The following is a 23,855-nucleotide window of genomic DNA, read 5'->3' as shown; positions in this document are numbered from 1 at the left end:
CGGGGGTAAACACCACGAACCCGCAACCAGGTGGCGAAATCTGCCGTCCGGGAGCGGTTGCGGTCTGGACGGCGTTCGGAGTGATAAACCGACTACTGCGATACAGAACTCCGAAACGGGGTTGCGACGCGCCGCGAGATCGCTATCCGTGTCGTACTGGGTGGTGACAGAGAGTCAGAAAAGCGGAGACCGTCGGGGTCGCTGCCGCCTGTTCGGGGCGAGGCCGGTCTCAGTCGTCCGCGACGGCGGGCGCGTTCGGCGACTCTGGACGCGCTTCGACCTCGGCGGCTATCTGTTCGGACGCCGGCGTCCACGTCAGTTCCTCCTCGTAGTGGAAGGCGCGGTGGTCCTGCGTCGGGTCGACGACCGTCAGCGAGAGCCAGTCGTTGTCGAGCAGTTCGGTCAGTTCCTCGTGGTCGGCCAGCACGTCGGAGACGCGGTCGACCGGCGCGTGGATAATCGTCGAGAGGCGGAGCGGCTGGTGGTACGGCCTGTCGTCGGCGGCCATCAGCGACTGGAGCGGGAGCCCCGTCATCAGGTCGCCGCCGTTGCCCTGGTAGACGCCGACGTTGCCGACGGGGTTCTGGGTCACCTTCGACCCGCTGCCGTAGACGGCGTTGTCGACCGTCGAGAAGTAGTACTGGGCGTTAATCCACTGCGTGACGACCATCGGTCCCGTGAGAATCGCTTCGAGCGCGTCGCCGTCGGAGTCCGTCGAGTGGTCGTACGAGTGGAGGAACGCGCGGCCGTCGAGGTCGAGGTCGCTCGTCAGTTCGCGGGGGCCGATGACGAAACCGGCGTTGCCGGCCAGTCCCCACTCGGGGCGCGTCTCGGCCCAGTCGGCGGCGCGGCGCTCGGTCTCCCTGACACCCGCGGAGCCGTCGGCACCCATCGACTCGGCGCGCTCGGCGGTCGCGTTCTCCCGGGCGACCGCGAGGTCCGCGCGCAACTGGTCGAGGTCGTCGGCGTGGCTCTCGGGCACGTCGCCGTCGAACAGGTCGATTTCGTCGGTCGTCGTGTTGTGCTCGCCGGCGACGAACACCGTGTCCTCGGGGATGTCGAACCCGCGGTCGCGGAGTTCAGCCTTGACGGTCTCGTCGTTGCAGATTGCCGCGAGGACGCGGGCGTTCGGGCCGCCGGGGTTGCCGGCGCAGGCACCGCAGTCCAGACTCGAATCGAACGGGTTGTTCGCCGTCTCGCTGGCGTGGCCGGTGAACACGACGAGACGGCCGAACTCCTCCCAGCCCATCAGTCCGAAGGCGTTCGCGGCGTACTCGACTTTCTCCTCGTCGGTCAGCCCCACCGGGAGGTCGCCGACGTAGGAGTGCTGCCGGTGGACGGCCTGGTCGCAGAACTCGTGGTTGTCGGGGACCGCGTCGTCGGCGGTTCCCAGCAGGTCGGAGACGCGACCGGGGACGAACGTGCGAGCCGCGAGGGCCAGTCCGTACCCGCTTCCGGCGCTCTCGACGAATCCGAAGGCGGTGGCGGGGTTGGTCTTCAGCGACTCGATGACTTCGCCCGCGGTCTCACGGAGGTTCGACCAGCGGTCGTGACTCGCCTTCGTCTCCCTGTCGGTCGGGACCTCGGAGACGTGGTGCTGCGGGTCGAGAATCGGGGGACAGGCGTCGACCGCAACATCGGCGTCGTAGCCCTGATACTCCATCGGGATGCCGAAGAAGCCGGCGTAGCCGTGGGTCTCGTAGTCGCCCGTGTCCTCGATGTGGCGGCGGATGACCTCGGAACGCGTGTCGATACAGAAGACCAACTGCGCGTCCGGGCGGCCGGCGGAGTCGCTATCGTCGAGGGCCTCGCTCTCGGCGGCGACGCGGTCGACGACCTCGCCGCGGTAACTCGCCTCCCACGCGCTCAGGAACGCGTCGGCGAGTTCGTCGGCCGCGTCGGCCTTGGGGGTCTCGGGACCGGTCGACGGCTCGACATCGACGCCGAACGCGTCGAGGAGCGCGAGACGTGCCGCGAGGTAGCCTTCGAGCGTGATTGGGTGCGTGGACTGCCACTCGCCGCCGTCGGCGGCGCGTTGCTTGACGAAGCCGGTCCAGCCGGGGAGCGCGGCGAGTTGCTCCTCGAATATCGGGACCCACTGGCCCTGGGGATACGACTCCAGCGCGGCTTCGACGGTTTCGACCGGCGACTCGGGGAGGTCGGCGACGATTCCGTCGTCTGGAATCTGACCGTCGTACGCGGCCATCGACCGGAAGGCGCTGTAGAACCCGTCTTCGCGGTTCGGCATCGGCCAGTGGGCCTGTCCCTCGTCGAGGAACGCCGACAGCCACTTCGTCAGCACGCGGTCGACCCGAGCGGTGTCGGTGTTGGCGTCAGTCTCGGCGTCCGAGGGCTCCGACTCGACGCCGGCGTCCATGCGCTCCAGCAGCGTTTCGGGGTCGTCCTCGTAGCCGCGGTCGGCCAGTTCCGAGGCGAGCACGTCGGGGTCGATTTGCCCGTCGTCGAGGGCCGCCCGGAACGTCTCGGGGGTCGGGTAGCCGCGACCGCCGACGAGGTCAGCGGCCTGGGTGACGGCCTCGTGGAACGGCATGTCTTCGAACCCCGAAAGCGGGTTGGCCGTCACGAACGAGTGAATCGGCCAGACCGAACCGACGGTCGTCGCCGCTTTGTCGATGCTGTCTTCGATGGTGTGTTCAGTACTCATTGTAGTCCTCCGTGGCGGTCAGCACGGTGCTGGAGGCGGGTTGGCTCGCGTTCAACAGCGCGACGTAGAGGCGGTGGCTGCGCTCGTGGACGCCGAGTTCTATCGCGGCGTAGACGACGAGGAAGACGCCGGCGACGAGCGCGTGGAGCGCGCTCAGTTCGGCCGGGGCCTCGACGACCGGCAGCCCGGACAGGAGGCTCGAAATCGCCTCGTAGGCGAGCGCGTAGACGGTGATTGCCGGCAAGAAGACGAGCGGGACCGCGCCGTAGCGGACTGTCGTCGGAAGCGAGGCGTGCGCGACGACGTTGCGGGCCGCGTGCAGCGTGGTGAGCACGACGAACGTCACGAGCAGGAGCCCGCTGTCGAGGTGCGTTCCCTTCCCGGTGAGCGCCGCGAACAGCGCGCCGCCGGCCAGCCCGGTCGCCAGGACGACGACCGCGCCCGCGACACCGGTCTCGTGGGCGTCGTGGTCCGTCGGGGCGGTGTGTTCGACCGCCGCGCCCGCGCTGAGGAAGTGGTACGCCTTGTAGAAGCCGTGCAGGATGAGGTGGGTGATGGCGGCTCCGAAGAAGCCGAGGCCGGCCTGCATAATCATGAAGCCCATCTGTCCGATGGTCGAACAGCCGAGTTCGCTCTTGACGTCCGACTGGACGTTCTTGAGCAGCTTTCCGAGGAGGGCGCTCGTCGCGCCGACGGCCACGATGCCGAGCATGAGCGTGGCGTCGAGGGTCACGACCGGGGCGAACCGAAGCAGCAGGATGCCGCCCGCGTTGACGAACCCGGCGTGCATCAGCGCGGAGGCGGGCGTCGGGGCGGTCATCGACGAGAGGAGCCAGCCGTGGAACGGGACGAGCGCGGACTGAATCATCGCCGCGAGGACGAGCGCGACGCAGGCCAGAAGCCACACCGGCCCGCCGAGCCCGTCGGCGCTCGCGGCGATGCCGGAGACCGTCGCCGCGCCGGTCGCCCACCACAGAGCCGCGAGCGCGACGCCGAGGAACGCGCTACTGGCGAGGAAGTACCTGCGAGCGACGCTCGCGGCGGCCCGCGCTTGACTCCAGCCGTCGACGATGCCGATGAGTTTCGCCATCGCCAGTCCCATCGCCAGCCAGAGCAGCCAAAACAGCGCGACGTGGTCGGCCGCGACGAGGCCCATCACGGCGACCGTGAAGCCGAACACGGTAGCGAAGAAGCTCGTCTCGTGGCGACTGCCGGCCATGTAGCGGCGCGAGTAGCTGTGGACGATGCCGCTGAAGAACGTCACGACCACCCATAGCAGCACGGTCAGGCCGTCGACGGCGACGACGCCGGGAACCTCCCACGCGCCGCCGAGTCGGACTCGGGCGAAGAGCACGGCGACGCTCGCGGCGAACAGCGCCCACACGAGCTTCGTTAGTGCGACGGGCGCGAGTGGCGAGTCCGCCACCGCGTCCGGGAGTGCTCCGACCGTCGGCTTCGAGCTGTGTCCTGACATCGTTCGATTCGTCGTTGACCAGAACGGTCACCGAAACGCGTTCGGCGTCCGATACTGGTCGTCCTTACACCCATCCGAGAACAGATTGTCTATTAAATCTACCTACATTCACAAATCGTTCGCAAATTAGCCATTATAGAACATTATGGTTTTGTGAGTGCGGTCCGGCTTGAACCGCCGGTTCTGGAAGGGGAAATCGGCTTAGAACGCTCGTTTCGAGCCTCGTGCCCTGCTATCTGCCCGTTCGACGGCCGAGTGTCGGCGACGGTTCACACGGGGGCGACTTTCCGCGACGATCCGCGATTGCAGTCGTTCGTCGGACTCGCTGACCGATTCGTGAACGCTCCGTTCGTCGCGAGGATATCGTGCGCGCGTCCGCTCAGGAATCGTTTTCGGCGTGTCTCTCGGCGTCGAACTTCCCGAACGGCGTCGTCTCGTGCGTGCGGACGAGCACCTCGTCGGCGACCGTGAGGCCCATATCGAGGAGTTCCTGCGCGATGGAGGTGATGTCGCTGTCCGTCTCGCCGACGGCGGTGACGAGGAGGTTCTGTTCGCCGGTGACCAGCTCTTGGACGGCCACGACGCCGTCCATCTCCAGAATCTCGGGGACGAGTTCGCCCCGCTTGGGAATCGAGGCCGTACAGTAGAGCAACATTCGGAGCGGGTAGCCCGACTTCCCATAGTCGACGCTCGCGCTGTAACCCTTGACGACGCCGTCGGATTCGAGTCGCTGGATGCGCTTGCGGACGGTGCTGTCCGAGGTTCCCGTTCGCTTCGCGATGTCGCCGGACGACATGTTCCGGGCATCCTCTTGGAGCGCGTACAGAATCGCCTTGTCTACGTCGTCGATATCCTCGCCAGCCATACCACTACATCGGAGAGGAGAGCACTTTATCCTTTGATATTGCTCGGACGGAGGCCCGCTCGGCATCCGAGGTCCGTCGTCTCCGGAGATAGATTTATTACCCATCCGATACAATTAGTTACTATGATTGTTGTAAAAGATAACACCGACGCGCCCGACGCTCACGAGCAGTCCGTTCGCCGCACGGCCACCTTCGCCGACATGGCCGCCGCGATGCGCGGGTTCTGAGCGGTTCGTCGGGGTTCGGTTCTCCTTTCAGTTCGCCCGACTGCGCCGCGACATGACTGATTTCCTGAGTTTTCGCGTTTCCTGATAGCCCGTTTCAACGACCCGTCTGAACCGGCGCGAGACGCGCTTCGCCCCGGGAAAACGGATTTACCTTTGGGTGTCATATTCTATCAAACTGGGCGACACCGCCCTGATACCCATGGCAGACAAACCACACCAAAACCTAGCCATCATCGGACACGTCGACCACGGGAAGTCCACGCTCGTCGGCCGGCTCCTGTTCGAGACAGGCAGCGTCCCGGAACACATCATCGAACAGCACCGCGAGGAGGCGGCGTCCAAGGGGAAGTCGGGCTTCGAGTTCGCCTACGTCATGGACAACCTCGCCGAGGAGCGCGAACGCGGCGTCACCATCGACATCGCCCACCAGCGCTTCGACACGGACAAGTACTACTTCACCATCGTGGACACGCCCGGCCACCGCGACTTCGTGAAGAACATGATTACGGGTGCGTCGCAGGCCGACCACGCGATTCTCGTCGTCGCCGCCGACGACGGCGTCGCACCGCAGACCCGCGAGCACGTCTTCCTCGCCCGAACGCTCGGTATCGAGGAACTCATCATCGCGGTCAACAAGATGGACGTCGTCGACTACAGCGAGGACTCCTACAAGCAGGTCAAAGAGGAGGTCCAACAGCTCCTGAACCAGGTACGGTTCAACTCCGACGACGCCGGCTTCATCCCCATCTCGGCGTTCGAGGGCGACAACATCTCCGAGCCATCGGAGAACATGCCGTGGTTCGACGGGCCGACCGTACTGGAGTCACTCAACAACCTCCCAGAGCCGTCACCGCCGACGGACGCGCCGCTCCGCGTCCCGATTCAGGACGTGTACACCATCTCCGGCATCGGGACGGTCCCGGTCGGCCGCGTCGAGACGGGGATTCTCAAGACCGGCGACAACGTCCGGTTCATGCCCTCTGACGCGGGTGGCGAGGTGAAAACCATCGAGATGCACCACGAGGAGGTCCCGGAGGCGGGCCCCGGCGACAACGTCGGCTTCAACGTCCGCGGCGTGGGCAAGGACGACATCCGCCGCGGCGACGTCTGCGGCCCGGCCGACGACCCGCCGTCGGTCGCCAAGACGTTCAAGGCGCAAATCGTCGTGATGCAACACCCCTCGGTCATCACGGCGGGCTACACGCCGGTCATCCACGCGCACACGGCGCAGGTCGCCTGCACGTTCGAGTCGCTCGACCAGAAGCTCGACCCCGCGTCGGGCGAGGTCGCAGAGGAAGAGCCGGACTTCATCAAGGCCGGCGACGCCGCCGTCGTCACGCTGCGTCCCCAGAAGCCGCTCAGCATCGAACCGTCGTCAGAAATCGCCGAACTCGGCAGCTTCGCCATCCGCGACATGGGACAGACCATCGCGGCCGGCAAAGTCCTCGAAGTCTACGAGTAGCGCCCGGTTTCGACCACCGTTTTTCGTCCCACCGCCGCGACAGCGGTTGGGCCGTCTGCACGGCGGTCGGTCGACCGATTGGTCACAAACCGCGTGTGAGCGTCCGCCGCCTGCGGCGTCACTCGTTAGCGCCGGGGTAGAGCGCCGACACCTGCCAGACGTTCGCGCGAACGCCGGCCCGCTCGATGTCCATCCGCACGCGGTCGCCGGCGTGGTGGTTCGCGAGGTAGGCGCGGAAGGTGCTGTTCTCGTAGGAGGTCACGTGGTACGTCGAGCCGTTGTCGCCGCGGAGGGTCGCCGCACCGTGGTCGTTTACCTCGTTTACGATTGTGAACGTATTCGAATTATTTCTGGACGCTGTCTCAGACATACCCAATTATATGTTAATTGGATACATAAAACCCGGCGGTGCGTTTAGTAAATCGTTATAAACCACATCGTGATTGTTCCCCACGGGAAACTGTCCGCTCGCCGTCAGTCGATTTTCGGAGAATGGCCCGCGTCCGGTGGTCGATTCGACGCGCCGTGCGCCGGCTGTTGGGTTGCGACCGGCGTGGGACGTGACGCGACACGGCCACGCTATCGAGCGCGGGTGGGTCGTCGAAACGAATCGTGTCGCGTAAGTACGGCTTCTCGAATCGGGGACGGGGCGCGGTCATCCTAGGGGTTGGAGCCAATTAACCGAATGGCTTGATATATCCGGTTTCATTAGTCACCCGCGTCGCCGCGGACGCCCCGGCGCACGTCGACGTAGTAGTCGCGGAGCAGGTCTCGGCCGATTCGAAGCGGCGTCTCCGGACCCACGTCCTCGTCGAGCACCGCGGTCACGGTCCGCCGTTCCCCCGCGAGTTCGACCACGATATCCACTCGCGGGGGCGCGCCGTCGTCAACCACGTCCGGCGGCTCGGTACCGAGGTCGGCCGCCAACCGGGGGTCGATTCGCGTCGTCGACGCGGCGGTGTCGATGCGCGCGAGCACCGCTTTCGACCCGCTGACGCCGGTGACGGTCACGCGCTCCGCGTGGCCGACGACGGGGACTCGCTCGTCGCGGATTCCCGAAGGGGCGTCTGCCGGTCGCGTCCCGTCGAGAGAGCGCCCGACCCGCTCGACGAGCGCCGGGTCGACGCGTCCGCCGGCGCGCTCGATTGCGAGGCGGGCGATGGCCGCCGCGGGCGACCGACCGGTGGCGCGGAAGAGCCCGCGGAACCCCGCCGTCGGGTTGACTTCGAGGACGACCCAGCCGTCGTCGCTCTCGATGAGGTCGACGCCGGCGTAGTCGAGACCGAGCGCCCTCGCCGCCCGGAGCGCCGTTTCCGCGGCCTCCGGCGAGAGTTCCTCCGTCGCGTCCTCGACGTCGCCGCCGAGCGCGACGTTCGTGCGCCAGTCACCCGCCGGGGCGTATCGGTACATCGCGCCGACGACCTCGTCGTCGACGATATAGATTCGGAGGTCGCGGTGGCGTTCACTCGCGTCGACGTACTCCTGAATGAACGCTCGCCGGCCGTCGACGGTCGCCGAGACGGCCCGGTCGTGGTCGACCAGCCACGTCCCTCCGCCGTTGGTCCCGATGGCCGTCTTGTAGACGACCGGCGTCCCGAACCCCTCTCGCGCGGCGTTCAGCCTGGCGTCCGCGGTGGCCATGTACGTGTGCGGCACCGGGACGCCCGCGGCGGCCAGTCTGCTCGAAGTCGCGTGTTTGTGGACCGCGAAGAGGACGTTCCGCGGGTCGTTGAGTACGGGCCGAACCGCGGCGTAGCAACTGGCGATAGAGAGGTCTTCGAGCGGGCTCGTCGACTTCGACAGCAGGAGCCGATTGACCACCACGTCGACGTCGGGGTCGAGCGCGACGCCCGACGGCGACACGTCGATACCGACCGCCTCCTCGTGGAGCCAGACAGCCTCGTGGCCGAGCGCCGTGACCGCGTTGCTGATGGCTTTCGTCTCCCTGCTGTCGTGGAACCCCAGAATCCCCACGGTGACCGTCGGTTTGTCCCCCTCCATGGGTGACACTACGCGTCGCGGTCGCATCAGCGCATCGCGAGGTTCCGCAGAATCGGAATGTGACGCCGCGCGACGCGTCGCGGGCGCGGCGGTCACCTGCTCATGAAGTCGGCTATCGGTTCGGTCCCGCCACCGAGTCGGCGGTCGCGGTTACTCCTTTTCGGTGACGGTCACGGTGTAGCTGCCGCCGCCGGAGTAGCTGTCGACCAGCACCGAGAGGTCGGCCGACGTGTCGGGGTCGTCGATGACTATCTGCTCTTCGCTGTCCGTGGTCCACGAGCGGTAGTCGTAGGACCCGGTCGTGGGGCACGTCCCCGAGCCCTCGTTGACGTAGAGGTCGAAGTCGGCGCTCGACGGCCCGCTGAGGTCGACGACGACCTGCGACGGCGAGCCGTACTCCCACGCGTAGCTCCAGCAGTCGGAGTCGGCCGACGACGACAGCGAGTCGTCGATGGTGGAGGTGGTCGAGTCGCCGCCGCCACCGCCGCCGCCGCCGCTTCCCGGCTCGGTCGTGACGGCGTTCGCGGCGTCGACGCGGCCCGCTCCCTGTTCGTTCTCGGAGAGGCCGACGTCGACCGCGGTGTTCTTGAGCTGGCTCCGCAGGTCGGCCGGCGAGAGGTCGTAGACGGCGAGCGTGAGCCCGGCGACCCCCGAGACCACCGGCGTCGCCATCGACGTGCCAGAGATTTCCTTGTACTCGGTATCGGTCGTCCAACACGAGAGGACGTTCGTCCCCGGGGCGGCGAGGTCGATGTCGGTACCGTAGTTCGAGTACGACGCCAGCGTCTCGTCGGGGTCGAGCGCGGAGACGGCGACGCACTCGCTGTATGCGGCGGGGTACGACACGCTCCCGCTCCCGTCGTTGCCGGCGGCGGCGACGACGAGGCTCCCCTGCTGGGTCGCGTACGACACGGCGTTCTTCATCGTGGACGTGTAACCGCCCCCGCCGAGCGAGAGGTTGATGACGTCTGCGCCCTGGTCCGCGGCCCACTCGATGGCGTCGGCGATGTCGCTCGTCGAGCCGCTGCCGGATTCAGAGAGCGCCCGCCCCGAGAGGAGCGAGGAGTCGCTGATGCCGCCGATGCCCTCGCTGTTGTCGGTGGTGCCGGCGGCGATGCCGGCGACGTGGGTGCCGTGGTACTCGTCGGCGAGCACGTCCGGATACGGGTCGCCGTCGGCGTCGACGAAGTCCTGGCCCTTGTCGGAGCCGAACTGCGCCGAGAGGTCGGGGTGGTCGTACTTGACCCCCTGGTCGACCACGGCGACGGTCACGTCGGAACTGCCGAGCGTGGTGTCCCACGCGGTGTCGGCGTTCACCTGCTGCGGGGCGTACTGACTGCCGTACTGCGGGTCGTTCGTCGTGTAGAGCGCCTGATGGGTGACGTTCTTCTCCGCGTACTTTACCTCGTCGCGCTTCGTGACGGCCGAGATGAAGTTCTCGCGGGCGCGGTCGGCGGCGACCGACGGGAACTTGACGGCCACGTAACTGAGGGTCTTGTTTTCGTGGACGACCGTCGCGTTGCCGGGAACGTGCTTTTCCACGGCCTTGCGCGGACTGTCGGCCGTCTTCGAGACGCCGACGAGAATCTCTTCTTTCTTCGGGCCGGGGGACCGACCGGGCGTCGCGGTGGTCACGCCTGCCGCGCCGGTCAGCCCGGCGGCCGCGGCGAGTTTCAGGAAGGTTCGTCTGTCGAAGTTCGGTGTGCCTGCCATGGGCACACATGTCTCGGGAGACCGTGGCAATATTTGTTAGCTTGACTGAAATTTCAATTTCAGCCTGTTCTTCAAAGACCATTCGGAACAGAATCGTAAACCAAAATAAATCCTCGACAGATTCCCGAATCGTCGTTCCTGCTTCGGTCGCCCCTCCCTCGAAATTTATAAACCCGAAACCGGGTGAGATGGTGTATGGACCTCCTGCGGCGGTTGGTCGGTCCCGACGGGCTCCCGTCGGGCCGAGTGGCGCTCTTCGTGGACGGCCCGAACGTCCTCCGCGACGAGTTCGACGTGGACTTAGACGACATCCGGGCGGCGGCTCGCTCGCTCGGCGGGCAGTTGAGCGCGGCGCGGCTCTACCTCGACGAGCACGCCACGCCGGGGCTGATTCAGGCGGCCGAGGCGCGCGGCTTCGAGGTCATCGTCACGAGCGGCGACGTGGACGTGAAGCTCGCGGTCGACCTCACCCGGTACGCCGTCGAGGACCGCGCCGACGTCATCGCGGTCGCCTCGCGGGACACCGACTTCAAGCCCGCCCTGGAGACGGCCAACGCCTACGGCCTGCGGACGGTCGCCATCGCGCCGGGGAGCTACGGCCGCTCGGACGCGCTCCAGAACGCGGCGACCCACGCGATGACGCTCGACGAACTCGCCGACGGCGGCGACTGAGCCGGGAGACGAGCGGGCCGGTGTCACCGGCTCTCCCGACGCCGCCTGCCCTGACATCGACGCCGCAACGACACCGCACCAACCACACACCGACTCGACCGCGAACGGTTCGCTTTTTCCTCCCCCGACCGACCACTCGTCCATGCAGGAGTTCGACACGCCGGTCGTGGACAACCACCTCCACCTCGACCCGGACCACGGGCGCGGGCTGGAGGCGGTGAAGGATTTCGCCCGGAGCGGCGGCACGCATCTCCTCGTCGTCAACAAGCCCTCGTGGCTCCTCGGCCACGAGGTCGAGACGGGCGAGGACTTCCGCCCGGTGTTCGAGACGACGGTCGAGGTCGTCCGCGAGGCTTCCGAACTACTTCCCGGACGCGCGTGGCCGGTCCTCGGCGTCCACCCCGGCCTCGTCTCGAAACTCGTCGACGACCGCGGCTACGACCCCGAGGACGCCCGCGACCTGATGTGCGCCGGTCTCGACACCGCCGCCGAGTTCGTCCGCGGGGGCGACGCGCTCGCGCTCAAGTCCGGCCGCCCGCACTACGAGGTCACGGACGCCGTCTGGGAGGCCTCGAACGCCGTCCTCGGACACGGCCTCGACCTCGCCGCGGACTGCGACTGCGCGCTCCAACTCCACACGGAGTCGACGACCGACCTCTCGGACGTGGCCGAGTGGGCCGCCGAGCGCGGCGTCCCCGGAGAGCGCGTGGTCAAACACTACGCGCAGGGCCACCTGGCCGGCGGCACGCCGAGCGTCATGAGCGACAAGGACCGCCTCGAAGACGCCGCTGAGCGGGGCGACCCGTTCCTCATGGAGACCGACTTCATCGACGACCCCGACCGGCCCGGAGCGGTGATGGGGCCGAAGACCGTCCCCCGGCGCGTCGATTGGCTCCTCGACGAGGGGCGCGAGGACGCCGTCAGGAACGCCCACGTCGAGACGCCCGCGCTGGTCTACGGCGTCGACACCGAAGCGACGCTCGACCGATAGGGACCGTCGGGCGGAGCGCGGAACGGCCACCGAGACCGGCGCACGAGCCGAATTGCGCCGTCTTCTCCCACGTCGAGCCCTCACACGGTCACGAGCAGGATAAGAAAGGCATTTGAGTCCGGCACGGGAGGTTGTAGGTATGACCGAGGCCGAGGAACGATACTACTCGCCGGAACGCTGGCAGAACTGGTTGACGCGCGTCGAAGAAGAGGACCTGGACCTCGAAAGCGAGGAGACCGGCCGTCTTCTGATGAACATCCAGAACGACGCGGCCATCGCCATCGCCAAGATTCTGACCGCCTACGACGACGACACGCTGGGCGAAGAAGAGGCGCTCGACGAGCTTTCGACCGTCCACGACATCGTCATGGTCGAGCCCGAGTTCGAGTCGGAGAACGAGGAGGCCGAAATCCTCATCGGGAGCGTCCAGACGAGCCTCTCGTGTGCCTTCTTCGCCGCCGAGGAGTTCATCGTCGCCGGCCCCGCCGAACTCGAAGACGACATGGACGCCTACATCCGCGCCGCCGCGGACGCCGAGGCCGCCGACGACCTCGACAGCGCGCTCGGCTACATCGTCCAGGTCGGCACCCGCGTCATCGACGGCGAGGACCTCGATATCGAGGTTCTCGACGAACTCGAATTCGGACTCGTCACCGAGTGGGTCAACGGCCTCGACAGCCTCCAGAGCGGTCTCTCGGAGCCCGAGGTCGTCGAAGAAGAAGACTAAGCTCGGCCTCTCTCACGCTGCTTTTCGTCTCGCTTTTCGACCGCCGAGAGCGTCGGGGTCCCCCGGAATCGGCCCACCTGTAGTTCCGACGGCGAGCCCCGGCTACGGGACCGCGACGAAGTACGTCGCGAACTCGCCGTCGTCGAACTGGACGGTGAGGATGAAGAAGTCGCCACGTGTGTCGAGGTTCTTGTTCGCCGCGAAGTCGATGGTGATGTCCGTCGTCGCGTCCGACGGGAGCGTGACCCGGTCCGGGCCAAGCGTGTACTGATCAGCCCCAACGTTCTGAGCTGGAGAACCGTTGAACGACGCGGTCTCGGCGCCGTTACCGCCCTGGTCGGGGTAATAAAACGAGACGCGGAAACTCGTCACGACGCGCTCCGTTCCGGTGTTGTTGAGGGAGATTCGAGCGGCGTCGTTCCCGTTCGTGGCGGTTGTCCCCGTTAGGATGACGTCTTGGTCCTCCTGCGGCGGATTAATCTCGCTTGTCGACCCGTCGTCTCCCGCGCCCGTGCCGCCGCCACCGCCGCTTCCGTTGACGAGCGGGACAGTATAGGTCGTCTGTTCGATTGCTTCGACCGCCCCGTCACCGTCGAGGTCGCCCGACGCCCGGATGGTTATCGGTCCGTCCGCGTCGGCGGCGGGCGTGAACGCGAACCCGGCGCGGCCATCGTCGGTCGTTGTGATGGTCCGACTCGTCGGTGACGCGTCGCCTTCGGTAACGGTGAAGTCGATACGCTCGCCTTCGACAGGGTTGTTGTAGCCGTCGCGAGCCTCGACGACGACTCCGGTCGACTCGCCGGGCGCGGCGGAAGTTCCCGTCGTGACCGGGACGAGGTACTGTCCGTCGGGACTGGCGACCGTCGACGCGGCCGACGAGGACGACAGTTCGACCTTGGCGAGTCGGAGTTCGTAGGTGTACGAGCCGTTCAGGGTGACGCGGACGAGGCTGTTCGTCGGGTCCGCGCCGTCGCCGAGGTCGGAAACGGCTTTCACCCGGACGTTCTCCAGCATCCGGTCGGCGGTCGGAGACCGACTCCACGCCGTCGCGTTCGACCCGACCGGGAGAGTCAGGGTGATGTCCTCGTCGGACTCGTTCGTCACGGTCACCGTCCGCGTGGCCGACGAGATGGGCGCGACGGTCAGCGGGGTTCGAGTCGCCGTCTGACCGACTCGGCCGTCGACGGAGACGACGGTGATTCGGTTCCCCGAGACGAGCGTCTGGCCGCCGAGCGGGACCACGTTCGCGCCGGCCTCGCGCTGGACCGACGCGCCGGAGACCGTAATCGGCGTGCCGTCGAACTCGTTGTAGTCCGGCGAGTAGCGCAGGACCTTGCTCTCGTAGGTTCGCGCCCCGCCGTCCCAGAGCGTCCGGACGGCCTCGGGTTCGCCGTCGACGGCGTCGGCACCGGCGATAGTGACGTTCCGCGAGTCCGTAAGCGCGAGGCTTCCGGTCGTCGGACCGGGGTTGATGAAGACGACGCGCGGGCGGTACTGGACGCCGGTCTGAACCGTGACACCTGACTGCACTCCTCTCGTCGCGGTCGCCAGCACGTCGTTGTGGAGCGACACGAGGTCGTCCGAGGCGTCCAGATAGGCCCCGAACTCCGTCGCTTTCGTCTGCTGGGGAACGACCGTCGCCTGGTAGAGCGACAGGCCGATAACGAGGAAGCCGAACAGGAGGATAGCGCCGACCTGAACCGCCTGCCCCCGTTCGCTGTCGAGGAGTTCCATTGGGGTGGTCAACTGGTCGGACTGATAAAGGTCTGTTGCCGCGTACGTTTTTATGTCGCACCCGCCTGCGTTCAGTCGTGCAGGTCGCTTCGCGCGCACAGAGCGAGACGGTCGGGATGGTCCTCCTGTTAGGACTCGTCGTGGTGGTCGTCACGGTCGGGGGCGTCGCCGCGCTCGCCGCTGTCGACGACTACCGAGACGACGCTCCGCTAGTGGAACTCGACGTGACCGTCGACGGGTCGAACCTGACGCTCGCGCACCGCGCCGGCGACACCCTCCGCGCCGGCGAGGTGGCCGTCATCACCCGAAGCGAGGACACGACGACCCGGTACTCACTCGGGACTGACGGTGACATCAACGGTCGAGCGGCGACGACGGAGTCGCTGTTCGGCCCCGGAGACAGCTGGCGGCCGGCCGCCCCTGTCGGGTTCGACGGGAGCGATCCGTACCTCGTATTGGTCGTCCACGAACCGAGTAACACCGTCATCCACCGCGCGGAGCGGACGCTCGGCGCGATCACGGAGACGCCCGGCCCCGCGCCGACGCCGCGGCCGACGACGACGAGTTCGCCGGTGACAACCACGTCCACGGCGACGACAACTTCGACGACCGTAACTTCGACGACCGCAACGACGACCACGGCCACGACCACTTCGACGCCCCCGGAATCGACCGCTATCAACGGGGTGCACGTGGAAGACCGGACGACCGACTCCGGCGGTGCCGGTTACCGCGTGGACTACGACGTGGCCGCGGGTCCGGACTTCGACCGCGTCCGCGTGACCTTCGAGAACCTCGATTCGTCGTGGGCGACCCAGACGGTCACCGAGACGAACGCCCGCGGCTTCGCGACCTACGATATCGGCGCGGGCGTCGGTGACCGCTACCGAATCACGGTGGCGGCGCTGGACGCGGGCGGCAACGTGCTCGACTCGCGGACCATCTCGGACGTTGCCGACGGCGACAACCCCGACGCGAACACGGGACTCCCCGAGTCGAACGACCCGAAGATTCGCGGTGCCGCGCTCATCGACCTGACGCAGGAGGGTGCGGCGTACGAACTGAACTACAACGTCACGAACGCCTCGAACCTCTCGGAAATTCGCGTCGAGTTCGACAACCTCGACGCGCCCTCGGCGACCGCGGAACTCAGCGGGACCGCATCCCGCGGGACCATCGCGGGCTACTCGGCGTACGACGGGACCGAAGGCGACGACTACGAGGCAGTCATCCGCGTCTTCGACGAGGACGGCGTACTCGTCGACCGCCGGGTCATCTCGGACGTGGCCGACGGCGTCGACCCCGCCGGCAACGACGACCTGACGCGGGCGTCCAGCCCGTCGTTCGCGGGGACCATCATTGACGACCTGAGCATGACGCAGGCCGACTACGAGGCCTCGTACAACGTCACCGACCGGGCGGAGTTCGGCGGCGTCAGGCTGTGGGTTTCGAACGTGGACGCGTCGTACGCCGAGGGAATCTACGAGAGCGCGGACCCGCGGCACACCATCGACGACTTCGCCGCCGAGGACAACGGCGGGACTTTTGGGATGACCTACCATATCCGGCTTCAGTTGCTCGACGCCGACGGCGTCGTCGTCGACGAGCGCATCGTGACCGACGACGCGGACTGGACCGACCCGTCCGGAAACGACGGCCTCTCCCGCGCGGGAAGCCCCGCGCTCGACTCGGTGTCTGTGTCGGATCAGTCGCAGACTAACCGGAATCGAGTTCGCTACCGGGTCGACTACGACGTTATCGGGACGAGCGAGTTCGCCGAAGTTGAGGTGTACTTCCGCAACCGTCAGCAACCGCAGGCCAGCGGGGTCGTCCGAAGTTCGGCGACGAGCGAGAACAACCTCGAATACGCCGAGACCTACGGAACTGGAGACACCTACGACATCGAGGTCCGCGTCGTCGACACCGACGGTATCGTGGTCGACCGGTACGTCCTCTCGGATATTGCGGGCGACAAGAACGCCTGACCGCTCGTCGCCTATTCTTCGACAACCGACGTAACTCACCATCGACAAAACCTTATCCCTCGGTTCTGTAGCATCGACCATGACTTCCGTCGGCATCGACGCCATGGAGATTTGGACGGGCAAACTCGTGTTAGACCTCCCCAACACCTTCGCGCCGGTGAAGGGCGAAGACCCGGAGAAGTACACGAAGGGCCTCGGTCTCCACACGTCGTCGTTCCCGGACGTGTACGAGGACATCGTCACGATGGGCGCGAACGCCGCCAAGCAACTGATGGACCGGAAGGGCCTGACCCCCGCGGACATCGGCCGCATCGACGTGGCGACCGAGTCGGCGTTCGACAACTCCAAGCCGGTGTCGACGTATATCGCCGGCTGTCTCGAACAGGTGTACGACGGCGACTTCCGCCACGCGAACAAGGGCGAGCGCAAGTTCGCCTGTATCGCCGGCACCCAGAGCCTCGACGACGCCTACAACTGGATTAAGGCGGGTCGCAACCGCGGGCGCGCGGCGCTCGTCATCGCCACCGACACCGCCCTCTACGAGCGGGGCGACCCCGGCGAGGCGACGCAGGGCGCGGGGGCGGTGGCGATGCTCATCGACGAGGACCCGGACCTCGTCGAACTCTCGACCGAGCAGGGCTACGGCAGCATGGACGAGACGGACTTCCTCAAGCCGAACCAGCAGTTCCCCTCGGTGGACGGCAAGCGCTCCATGCAGGTGTACCTCGCCCGCATGCGCGAGGCGCTCGAAGACTACGAGAGCGTCGCGGGTCGCACGCACCCCGACCTCTTCGAGTACATCCCGTTCCACACGCCGTTCCCCGGCATGGTCCGGAAGGCGGCGCTCCTCGGGTTCCGTCACATGACCCGCGACACCGACATCGAAGACGACCTCGAAGCCGAAATCGGCCGACAGCCCCGCGAGGAGGACTTCGAGACGTGGGACGACTACGAGGAGGCCATCCGCGGCTACATGGACGAGCTGAAGACGACCGAACAGTACCGCGAGTGGTACGGCCGCGTCATCGAGCCGACGCTCGACATCTCCAGCCGCGTCGGCAACTGGTACACCGGCTCGGTCCACATCGCCCGACTGTCGGCGCTCATCGCCGCCGCCGACGAGGGGAAAGACATGACCGGCAAGCAGCTTCTCGTCGGGTCGTACGGCTCCGGCGCGCAGGCCGAGATTCACGCCGAAACGGTCCAAGAGACGTGGCGCGACGAAATCGAGGCCGTGGACGTGGACGACCAGCTCGCGGCCCGAACCGAGATCTCCTTCGACGACTACGAGCTCATCCACGACGTGCACAACCACGAAAAGGAAATCGAGGTCGAGGAGTTCACCCAACCCGAAGCCGAGTTCGTCTTCACGGGCTGGGGTCGGATGAACGAGCGCCGCTACGAGTACGTGGAGTAGGTAGAATACGCGGAGTAGCGGGGACCGTCTACGCGAGCGCCTCGCTTGCGCTCGCGGCCGGTCGTTAGAACGAACGAGCCTGTTCGGGGAGTATCGACCACGAGTCTGCCGGGTCCGCGCCCCGGTCGTCGTAGAACTTTCTGCCGATGTAGTCGTCGCTCACGCTTCCGAGTATCGTGTTGTACAGGTCGGCGGCCGACTCGTAGGTCTCGGTTCCGAGCGGGGCGAGGATGGTCTCGACGGTCTCCGCGTCGTCGACGTTCGGCGCGGTCACCTCGACGTCGCCGGCGCGTTCGAGCACGCGGTCGGTCGTAACGGGGTATTCGAACGCCGTTTCGAGATGTGATCGGAGGTCGCGAATGTCCATGGGCGGACATCGTCGCGGCCGCCCTTCGGCTTTTTTCGCCCTTAGACGGACACTCTGGAAATTCGAATCGAATCGGAGAGAACGCGAAAAACGGGTTCCGACGCCGGTTCAGGGGAGTTTCCGCAGGTCTTCGAGCATCTCGTCTAGGTCCCGGTCGGTCACGGCGAGGGCGAAGCCGTCGATAGTGGCGAGCGCGGGCGCGTGCTCCCAGAGTTCGTCCTCCGAGAGGCCGTGGAGGACGACGGCGTTCGGCGTCGGCGTGACGACGCGCATGGCGACGAGCGGCGACTCGCCGCGGGTGACGCCGGTGAAGACGAGCGCCCGACTCGTGGACTGGCCGTAGAGCCGGTAGAACTCCTCCGAAGAGAGTCGCGTGATGGCCTGGATACTGTTGATGACGGTGTGGCCGCTGATGCGGTCTTGGTCGCCGTCGACGATGGGTGTCGCGCCGATGGCGTCGTAGAAGCTGTCCAGCGGAATCGACGTGGGGTATTCCCGGAGGTCCTGGACGATGTCGCTCTCGAAGCCGGCCGAGAGGACGCGGGCGTACTGCCGGATGCGACTGCCGCCGCGGGCCTCGTCGATGTCGAGGAGCGCTTCGACCATCCGGCGGATGACGCCGATGCCGGGGCTCTCGCGGCGGCCGCTCTCGTAGTCGGAGACGACCGACGACGACACGTCCAACTGCTCGGCGAGCGCCGTCTGCGAGATGTCGAAGTCGGTCCGCCACTTCCGGAGCGTCGCACCGGGGTCGTCCGAGAGGGTAATCTCGCCCGCGATGCGTCGAGCGAGGTCGTCGCGCGGTGCCGCGGTCATCGCGAACACCTCGGTTCGACGGACGAGTGAATCATGCGACAACGTGCGTGAGTGTCCCGCAAAAGGGTGTCGAAAGGGGTAGTCGTCGCCTGACGAACCCCGTGGGAACCCTGAAGGTCGTCGCCCGACCACTACGCGGTATGCCATCGACCCTCGTCCACGTCGCGGTCGGCGGACTCGTCGGTGCCGCCCTCCTCGGTCGCTGGTTCGACGCCCGCTCGGTCGGCGTCGCGCTCGTCGCCGCCGCGGTCCCCGACCTCGACTCGTTCACCAGCACGCTCCTGCCCGGCAGCCACCGCGCGCTGTTTCACACGCTCTTGTTTCCGCTCGCTCTCGCCGCCGTCGTGGCCTACGACACGCGGGTTCGTGACCCCGAGCGATCCGTGATTCGCGGTCGGTGGGGCGCTCGCGGCGTCGTGGTCTCGTGGGTCGGTGTCGCCGCGCTCCTCTGCGGCGGCATCTTCCCCGACCTGTTCACAAACGGCGTCAACGCCTTCTACCCGCTCCACGACGCGTTCTACTCGATTAGCGGGCGCGCCGAGTGGTCGAGCACGCGCGGGTTCGTCCAGACGTTCGTCGAACGACGGCCGGCGTCGTCGCCAGCGCCGACGACGGAGACGCTCCACTACAGCACCGTCGTCGACCCCTCGCCGGGCGCGGAACCCGAGAACGTCGAGCGGGTCGCTCCGCTGGCCTCGTCGGGGACGGAGTTAATGCTCATCGTGCTCGGTGCGGGCGTGGTCGGCGGTCGACTCCTCTCGGAGCGCCTGCGCGGGCGGATGGAGTGAGTCGTCGGAACGAGACGGGGGAGCGGCCGAGGCTCGCGACTCCGAGCGTTCATAACCGATGGCGACGCATTCGCGTCCATGAGCGAGACACCCGACGGCGTCGAGGTGCGACCCTACGAACCGGGCGACGCGGCCGCGTTCTGGGAACTGAAACGCGGGTTCGAACTCGGCATCGGCGAGGGAACCGGCGGCGACGACAAGCTCACCACGTACGAGGCGAAACTCACCGACGACTACCGCGAACGCTACCTCTCGTGGGTCGAGCACTGCGCGAGCGACGACCCCGGGTGCGTCGTCGTCGCGGAGGCGGTGTCGGGCGACGAGGACGGTGACGTCGGCGTCGATAGCGACGGCGACGACCGCGGCGACGACGCTCGTCTCGTCGGCTACGCCTTCGCGCTCCCCGAGGAGATGACGTTCATCTGGGACGCCGCCGTCCTCAACGAGCTGTTCCTCGACGCCGACTACCGCGGCACGGGCGTCGCCGACGAACTCATGGAGGCCGTACTGGACCACGCGCGCTCGCAGGACCTCCCGTTGGACCGAATCGTCCTCGACGTGGACGAGGCGAACGACCGGGCGCGGGCGTTCTACGACCGCTACGGCTTCGACCACTGGGGAGAGCTCGTCGCTCGCGACCTCTGAGTCGAAGAAAGCGAGGTACTGGAGAACGGCGATTCGAGCGCTCGGACAGGCGCGACTACCGGAGCGCCGTGGCCGCGAGGCCGCCGACGGTGCCGAGAACCGCGGGGTACGCGACGCCCGCGAGGAGCGCGGACGTGACCGGGTCGGGACTAACGGCCGCGTCGCCGACGGTGACGGTGAAAAGCGCGATACCCGCGAGCGCGAAGACGAGGTAGCCGACGGTGGTTCCCGCGCCGGCCAGCGCGCCCGCCCGCGTCGAGGACGCGCCGCTGACGACGGCCGCGAGCGCGCCCGCCGCGAGGAGCGCGACCACGGGCGCGACGTAGAGCACCGGCGAGAACGCCTCGACGCTCTCGATGAGGTTCGCGGCGGAGGTGGTCCCGAACAGCCCGGGGAACGTCGTGGTCACGCCGTGGGCGCTCATGAACACCCAGCCGACGACCTTCCACGTCGAGATGTCGGAGCCGAGGGCTTCGAGCACCTGGCTGGCCGTCGAGTTCTCGATGGTCGAGGAGGTGAGGAGGTAGGTCACGAGGTAGCCGAAGAGGGCCGCCCCGAGACCGGCGACGCCGCCGCTGCCGACCGACCGAAGCGTCGATGGTGTGGAACCGGGCGTTGATTCAGGTGTCGTTGACATCGTGTCGGAAGCGATTGTCGTTCTCCCGTAAATGTCTCGTGGCCGCCGTGAGAGGGCCTCTCGCGGTACGTGATGCCGATACGTGACGGTGGCGACGCGTCCAGCGACCGCCCGACGGCCATCGAATACCGGAGGGTCACGTTCAAGTCTCGCCGTGCGATAGCGACGGGCATGTTACTTCGGGGCCCACGGGTGATTCGTGGCGACCGCGTCATCGACGAGGCGGACGTTCGAATCGACGCCGAGACGGGGCGAATCGAGGCCGTCGGCGACCTCGACCCCCGCGGGGACGAGCGAGTCGTCGACCTCGCCGGGAAGACGGTCACCCCCGGACTGGTGGACGCGCACGTCCACTTCTCCTTGTCGGGCGAGCGGAGCGTCGAGGACGTGGTCGGCATGTCCGACGCCGAACTCACGCTGGTCGAGGCGCGAAACGCTCGGAAGACACTCGAAGCGGGCGTCACGGGCGCTCGCGTGATGGGCGCGCGAGACATCGACGTGGCGCTGAAACGCGCCATCGACGCCGGGGACGTGCCCGGTCCGCGGACGGTCGCCAACTGCCGGTCGATAACCATCACCGGCGGCCACGGCCACCACATGGGCCGCGAGATAGACGGGCCGACCGAGGCGCGAAAGGCGGTCAGAGAGCAGGTGAAACTGGGTGCCGACTTCATCAAGTTCATGACGACCGGCGGGGTGACGACGCCCGGCAGCGACCCCGGCGCGGTGGCGTTCACCGAGGAGGAACTCCACGCGCTCGTGGACGAGGCGCACCGCCGGGGCGTCCACACCGCGACCCACGCCCACGGCGGCGAGGGCGTGAAAGCGGCCATCCGGGCCGGCGTCGACACGGTCGAACACGGGACGTTCCTCGACGACGAGGCCATCGACCTGTTCGTGGAGCGCGACGTGACGCTCGTGCCGACGCTCTCCGCGCCGTACCACATCGTCCGCAACACCGAGGCGGCGACGAAGGAGGACGTGGCGAAGACCGAGACCGTCTACGAGCGTCACATCGAGTCGTTCAAACTGGCCGCCGAGGCCGGTGTCCGAATCGCCGGCGGCACCGACGCGGGCACGCCGTTCAACTTCCACGGCGGCAACGCCTCCGAGGTGCAGTTCATGGCGCAACACGCCATGGAGCCACTGGACGCTATCCGAGCGATGACCGAGACGGCCGCCGACGCGGTGGGGTTGGACGACTGCGGCGTCGTCGAACCCGGCGTGTACGCCGACCTGCTCGTCTTCGACGACGACCCGCTGTCGGACCTGACGGTATTGAACGACCCGACGGCGGTCCTGAAGGGCGGCCGCGTCGTCGCCGGCGCGGTCCCCGGCGGAGAATAAGTCGGCCTCAGCGAACGTCGTCGGGGTCGAGGTCCCAGCGGAACTCGGCGTCGTAGTCGCCGCCGGTCGTCGCCAGCCAATCCTCGCGGGAGACGCTGTAGCGGAGTTCGTCGGCCGGGTCGCCGTCGATGACGATGCTGTTTCGCTCACGGCCGTCGAGGCCGCCGCCGAGCGCCGCCGTGTACTTCTCGATGGCGCGCTGGGACTTCTCGTTCGCCGCGACGTGTGACACCGCGACGACTTCGAGGTCGAACACGTCGAACGCGAGCGCCGCCAGCGCCGCGGCGCGCTCGCCCGAGTAACCGCGACCCCAGTGGCGCGGCCGGAGCCACAGACCGAGTTCGCCCACGCGGCGGTCCCACTCGGTGTGGAGGCCGCCGAACCCCGCAATCTCGCCCGCACCTTCCTCGCCTTCGCGCGGGATAATCGCGTAGTCGGCGCTCTCGGCGTCGGTCCAACTCGACTCCCCGCGGTCGAGAAAGTCCTTCGTCACCTTCGGCGTCTCGTGGCGCGACCACGGCATGTACCGGGTCACGTCGTCCATCTCGGGGGCCGAACACAGGTCGTAGGCCTCGTGGACACCGACGTGCTTCGGGCGGCGGGCGACCAGTCGGAGCCGCGGCGTCTCGATGACCTCGGGGAAGAGGTCGCTCACGCGCGGCCCTCCCAGCGGAACTCGGCGTCGTAGTCGCCGCCGGTGGCGTCTTCCCACTGTTCGCGGGTCACGGACCAGCCGCGAACGTCCCGTGGAGTGCCGTCGGCGTCAACGGCCTCGTTGGGGAACAGGCCGTCTTCCTGCCCGCCGAAGCGGTCGGTGTACTTCTCGATGGCTCGACACGACGCCTCGTTTTCGGGCATGGCGTACGCGAGCGCGACGTCGAGGTCGAGCACGTCGAAGACGGCGGCGAAGAACGCGGCCGCGCGCTCGCCCGAGTAGCCGCGGCCCCAGAACTCCTTGCGGAGCCACATGCCGAAGACGGCCCGGCGCTTGTCCCACTCGGGGTTGAAGCCGGCGGTGCCCGCGAACTCGCCCGCGCCGTCCTCGCCGTCGCGGGGGAAGACGGCGTAGATGGCGTTGTCGGCGGACTCGTGACCGTCCTCGGCCTGTTCGAGGAAGTCCAGCGTCTCCTTGGGCGTCTCGTGGGCCCCCCACGTGACGAACTCGGTCTCCTCTTCGATGGTGTCCGACCGCGAGGCGGCGAAGTGTTCGTACGCGTCCAACGGGTCGACGACCTCCCGCGACAGGGCGCGGAGCCTGAGCCGCGGGGTCACGATTTCGTCGGGAAACATGGAACGGAGTCCACTCGGAGGGCGCTAATAA

The 23,855-nt window shown here is 67.3% G+C and carries 21 protein-coding genes; 9 read left to right on the top strand and 12 right to left on the bottom strand.

Annotated elements, in window-relative coordinates; all coding sequences use genetic code 11:
• Positions 1-229: 229 nt before the first annotated feature.
• The 3 genes from C457_RS13935 to C457_RS13925 form a co-directional block, all read right to left on the bottom strand.
• The gene (locus C457_RS13935) at positions 230-2,665 is read right to left on the bottom strand and encodes a DUF2309 domain-containing protein (protein WP_008095563.1); all 2,436 of its coding nucleotides are present in this window, start codon (positions 2,663-2,665) and stop codon (positions 230-232) included.
• Positions 2,655-4,139 carry a proton-conducting transporter transmembrane domain-containing protein gene (locus C457_RS13930; RefSeq protein ID WP_008095562.1) on the bottom strand — a complete coding sequence of 495 codons (1,485 nt, stop codon included), beginning with the start codon at positions 4,137-4,139 and terminating at the stop codon, positions 2,655-2,657. Before C457_RS13930 ends, C457_RS13935 begins: the two co-directional genes overlap by 11 nt.
• A 379-nt stretch (positions 4,140-4,518) precedes the next feature.
• On the bottom strand, positions 4,519-5,004 hold the full coding sequence (locus tag C457_RS13925) for an Lrp/AsnC family transcriptional regulator (RefSeq protein ID WP_008095561.1): 486 nt from the start codon (positions 5,002-5,004) through the stop codon (positions 4,519-4,521).
• 427 nt (positions 5,005-5,431) lie between these two features.
• Between C457_RS13925 and tuf the strand changes: the two genes are divergently transcribed.
• Complete coding sequence (tuf, locus tag C457_RS13920) at positions 5,432-6,694, top strand: translation elongation factor EF-1 subunit alpha (protein WP_004975270.1); 1,263 nt, start codon at positions 5,432-5,434, stop codon at positions 6,692-6,694.
• Between the two features lie 118 nt (positions 6,695-6,812).
• Here the strand turns inward: tuf and C457_RS13915 are convergent, their stop codons facing one another.
• The 3 genes from C457_RS13915 to C457_RS13905 all read right to left on the bottom strand — a co-directional run bounded on the left by C457_RS13915 (position 6,813) and on the right by C457_RS13905 (position 10,408).
• Positions 6,813-7,064: a hypothetical protein gene (locus C457_RS13915; RefSeq protein WP_008095559.1), complete on the bottom strand. Its 252-nt coding sequence runs from the start codon at positions 7,062-7,064 to the stop codon at positions 6,813-6,815.
• A 338-nt stretch (positions 7,065-7,402) separates the two neighbouring features.
• On the bottom strand, positions 7,403-8,695 hold the full coding sequence (locus C457_RS13910) for an ATP-grasp domain-containing protein (protein WP_008095557.1): 1,293 nt from the start codon (positions 8,693-8,695) through the stop codon (positions 7,403-7,405).
• A gap of 150 nt (positions 8,696-8,845) precedes the next feature.
• The gene (locus tag C457_RS13905) at positions 8,846-10,408 is read right to left on the bottom strand and encodes a S8 family peptidase (RefSeq protein ID WP_008095556.1); all 1,563 of its coding nucleotides are present in this window, start codon (positions 10,406-10,408) and stop codon (positions 8,846-8,848) included.
• A gap of 195 nt (positions 10,409-10,603) precedes the next feature.
• Between C457_RS13905 and C457_RS13900 the strand changes: the two genes are divergently transcribed.
• The 3 genes from C457_RS13900 to C457_RS13890 all read left to right on the top strand — a co-directional run bounded on the left by C457_RS13900 (position 10,604) and on the right by C457_RS13890 (position 12,798).
• Positions 10,604-11,080: an NYN domain-containing protein gene (locus C457_RS13900; RefSeq protein ID WP_008095553.1), complete on the top strand. Its 477-nt coding sequence runs from the start codon at positions 10,604-10,606 to the stop codon at positions 11,078-11,080.
• Positions 11,081-11,222: 142 nt separating this feature from the next.
• Positions 11,223-12,071 carry a TatD family hydrolase gene (locus tag C457_RS13895; protein ID WP_008095552.1) on the top strand — a complete coding sequence of 283 codons (849 nt, stop codon included), beginning with the start codon at positions 11,223-11,225 and terminating at the stop codon, positions 12,069-12,071.
• Between the two features lie 139 nt (positions 12,072-12,210).
• Complete coding sequence (locus C457_RS13890) at positions 12,211-12,798, top strand: DUF2150 family protein (RefSeq protein WP_008095550.1); 588 nt, start codon at positions 12,211-12,213, stop codon at positions 12,796-12,798.
• 102 nt (positions 12,799-12,900) lie between these two features.
• Here the strand turns inward: C457_RS13890 and C457_RS13885 are convergent, their stop codons facing one another.
• Positions 12,901-14,532, bottom strand: a complete 1,632-nt coding sequence (locus tag C457_RS13885) for a hypothetical protein (protein ID WP_008095548.1) — start codon at positions 14,530-14,532, stop codon at positions 12,901-12,903.
• Between the two features lie 77 nt (positions 14,533-14,609).
• On the opposite strand from C457_RS13885, the gene C457_RS13880 reads away from it, so the two are divergent.
• Positions 14,610-16,517, top strand: a complete 1,908-nt coding sequence (locus C457_RS13880) for a type IV pilin (protein WP_049913597.1) — start codon at positions 14,610-14,612, stop codon at positions 16,515-16,517.
• Positions 16,518-16,596: 79 nt separating this feature from the next.
• Entirely contained in the window at positions 16,597-17,934 is a 1,338-nt protein-coding gene (hmgB, locus tag C457_RS13875) for a hydroxymethylglutaryl-CoA synthase (RefSeq protein ID WP_008095545.1), read from the top strand.
• Positions 17,935-17,998: 64 nt separating this feature from the next.
• On the opposite strand, the gene C457_RS13870 is transcribed toward hmgB, so the two are convergent.
• Positions 17,999-18,301 (bottom strand): DUF5789 family protein, encoded by a 303-nt coding sequence (locus C457_RS13870; RefSeq protein WP_008095543.1) that lies wholly within the window; start codon positions 18,299-18,301, stop codon positions 17,999-18,001.
• Between the two features lie 108 nt (positions 18,302-18,409).
• The gene (locus C457_RS13865; RefSeq protein WP_004975230.1) at positions 18,410-19,117 is read right to left on the bottom strand and encodes a helix-turn-helix domain-containing protein; all 708 of its coding nucleotides are present in this window, start codon (positions 19,115-19,117) and stop codon (positions 18,410-18,412) included.
• Between the two features lie 140 nt (positions 19,118-19,257).
• Here C457_RS13865 and C457_RS13860 point away from each other — a divergent pair, with 140 nt between their 5' ends.
• Both C457_RS13860 and C457_RS13855 read left to right on the top strand, forming a co-directional pair.
• Positions 19,258-19,905 (top strand): metal-dependent hydrolase, encoded by a 648-nt coding sequence (locus C457_RS13860; RefSeq protein ID WP_008095541.1) that lies wholly within the window; start codon positions 19,258-19,260, stop codon positions 19,903-19,905.
• 78 nt (positions 19,906-19,983) lie between these two features.
• Positions 19,984-20,550: a GNAT family N-acetyltransferase gene (locus C457_RS13855; RefSeq protein ID WP_008095539.1), complete on the top strand. Its 567-nt coding sequence runs from the start codon at positions 19,984-19,986 to the stop codon at positions 20,548-20,550.
• Positions 20,551-20,605: 55 nt separating this feature from the next.
• On the opposite strand, the gene C457_RS13850 is transcribed toward C457_RS13855, so the two are convergent.
• Positions 20,606-21,187, bottom strand: a complete 582-nt coding sequence (locus tag C457_RS13850) for a hypothetical protein (RefSeq protein WP_008095537.1) — start codon at positions 21,185-21,187, stop codon at positions 20,606-20,608.
• Positions 21,188-21,358: 171 nt separating this feature from the next.
• Between C457_RS13850 and C457_RS13845 the strand changes: the two genes are divergently transcribed.
• Complete coding sequence (locus C457_RS13845) at positions 21,359-22,534, top strand: metal-dependent hydrolase family protein (RefSeq protein WP_049913595.1); 1,176 nt, start codon at positions 21,359-21,361, stop codon at positions 22,532-22,534.
• Positions 22,535-22,541: 7 nt separating this feature from the next.
• Here C457_RS13845 and C457_RS13840 read toward each other — a convergent pair whose 3' ends face one another.
• Together C457_RS13840 and C457_RS13835 are read right to left on the bottom strand one after the other, a co-directional pair.
• Positions 22,542-23,189 (bottom strand): GNAT family N-acetyltransferase, encoded by a 648-nt coding sequence (locus C457_RS13840; protein ID WP_008095533.1) that lies wholly within the window; start codon positions 23,187-23,189, stop codon positions 22,542-22,544.
• Complete coding sequence (locus C457_RS13835) at positions 23,186-23,824, bottom strand: GNAT family N-acetyltransferase (protein WP_008095531.1); 639 nt, start codon at positions 23,822-23,824, stop codon at positions 23,186-23,188. The genes C457_RS13840 and C457_RS13835 overlap by 4 nt, the downstream gene beginning before the upstream one ends.
• Positions 23,825-23,855 lie beyond the last annotated feature (31 nt).

It is taken from the genome of Haloferax prahovense DSM 18310, from assembly GCF_000336815.1.
Classification (GTDB): domain Archaea; phylum Halobacteriota; class Halobacteria; order Halobacteriales; family Haloferacaceae; genus Haloferax; species Haloferax prahovense.
Note: the sequence above shows the minus strand (reverse complement) of the source record. Positions and strands in the feature narration are given on the sequence as shown.

Bases quoted from the DNA above. Each gene is read 5' to 3' on its own strand.
- C457_RS13860 (WP_008095541.1), top strand. From the start codon at position 19,258: ATGCCATCGACCCTCGTCCACGTCGCGGTCGGCGGACTCGTCGGTGCC.
- C457_RS13865 (WP_004975230.1), bottom strand. From the start codon at position 19,117: ATGACCGCGGCACCGCGCGACGACCTCGCTCGACGCATCGCGGGCGAG.
- tuf (WP_004975270.1), top strand. From the start codon at position 5,432: ATGGCAGACAAACCACACCAAAACCTAGCCATCATCGGACACGTCGAC.
- C457_RS13905 (WP_008095556.1), bottom strand. From the start codon at position 10,408: ATGGCAGGCACACCGAACTTCGACAGACGAACCTTCCTGAAACTCGCC.
- C457_RS13850 (WP_008095537.1), bottom strand. From the start codon at position 21,187: ATGTCAACGACACCTGAATCAACGCCCGGTTCCACACCATCGACGCTT.
- C457_RS13845 (WP_049913595.1), top strand. From the start codon at position 21,359: ATGTTACTTCGGGGCCCACGGGTGATTCGTGGCGACCGCGTCATCGAC.
- C457_RS13900 (WP_008095553.1), top strand. From the start codon at position 10,604: ATGGACCTCCTGCGGCGGTTGGTCGGTCCCGACGGGCTCCCGTCGGGC.
- C457_RS13855 (WP_008095539.1), top strand. From the start codon at position 19,984: ATGAGCGAGACACCCGACGGCGTCGAGGTGCGACCCTACGAACCGGGC.
- C457_RS13930 (WP_008095562.1), bottom strand. From the start codon at position 4,139: ATGTCAGGACACAGCTCGAAGCCGACGGTCGGAGCACTCCCGGACGCG.
- C457_RS13835 (WP_008095531.1), bottom strand. From the start codon at position 23,824: ATGTTTCCCGACGAAATCGTGACCCCGCGGCTCAGGCTCCGCGCCCTG.
- C457_RS13925 (WP_008095561.1), bottom strand. From the start codon at position 5,004: ATGGCTGGCGAGGATATCGACGACGTAGACAAGGCGATTCTGTACGCG.
- C457_RS13910 (WP_008095557.1), bottom strand. From the start codon at position 8,695: ATGGAGGGGGACAAACCGACGGTCACCGTGGGGATTCTGGGGTTCCAC.
- C457_RS13915 (WP_008095559.1), bottom strand. From the start codon at position 7,064: ATGTCTGAGACAGCGTCCAGAAATAATTCGAATACGTTCACAATCGTA.
- C457_RS13870 (WP_008095543.1), bottom strand. From the start codon at position 18,301: ATGGACATTCGCGACCTCCGATCACATCTCGAAACGGCGTTCGAATAC.
- C457_RS13890 (WP_008095550.1), top strand. From the start codon at position 12,211: ATGACCGAGGCCGAGGAACGATACTACTCGCCGGAACGCTGGCAGAAC.
- C457_RS13895 (WP_008095552.1), top strand. From the start codon at position 11,223: ATGCAGGAGTTCGACACGCCGGTCGTGGACAACCACCTCCACCTCGAC.
- C457_RS13885 (WP_008095548.1), bottom strand. From the start codon at position 14,532: ATGGAACTCCTCGACAGCGAACGGGGGCAGGCGGTTCAGGTCGGCGCT.
- C457_RS13935 (WP_008095563.1), bottom strand. From the start codon at position 2,665: ATGAGTACTGAACACACCATCGAAGACAGCATCGACAAAGCGGCGACG.
- hmgB (WP_008095545.1), top strand. From the start codon at position 16,597: ATGACTTCCGTCGGCATCGACGCCATGGAGATTTGGACGGGCAAACTC.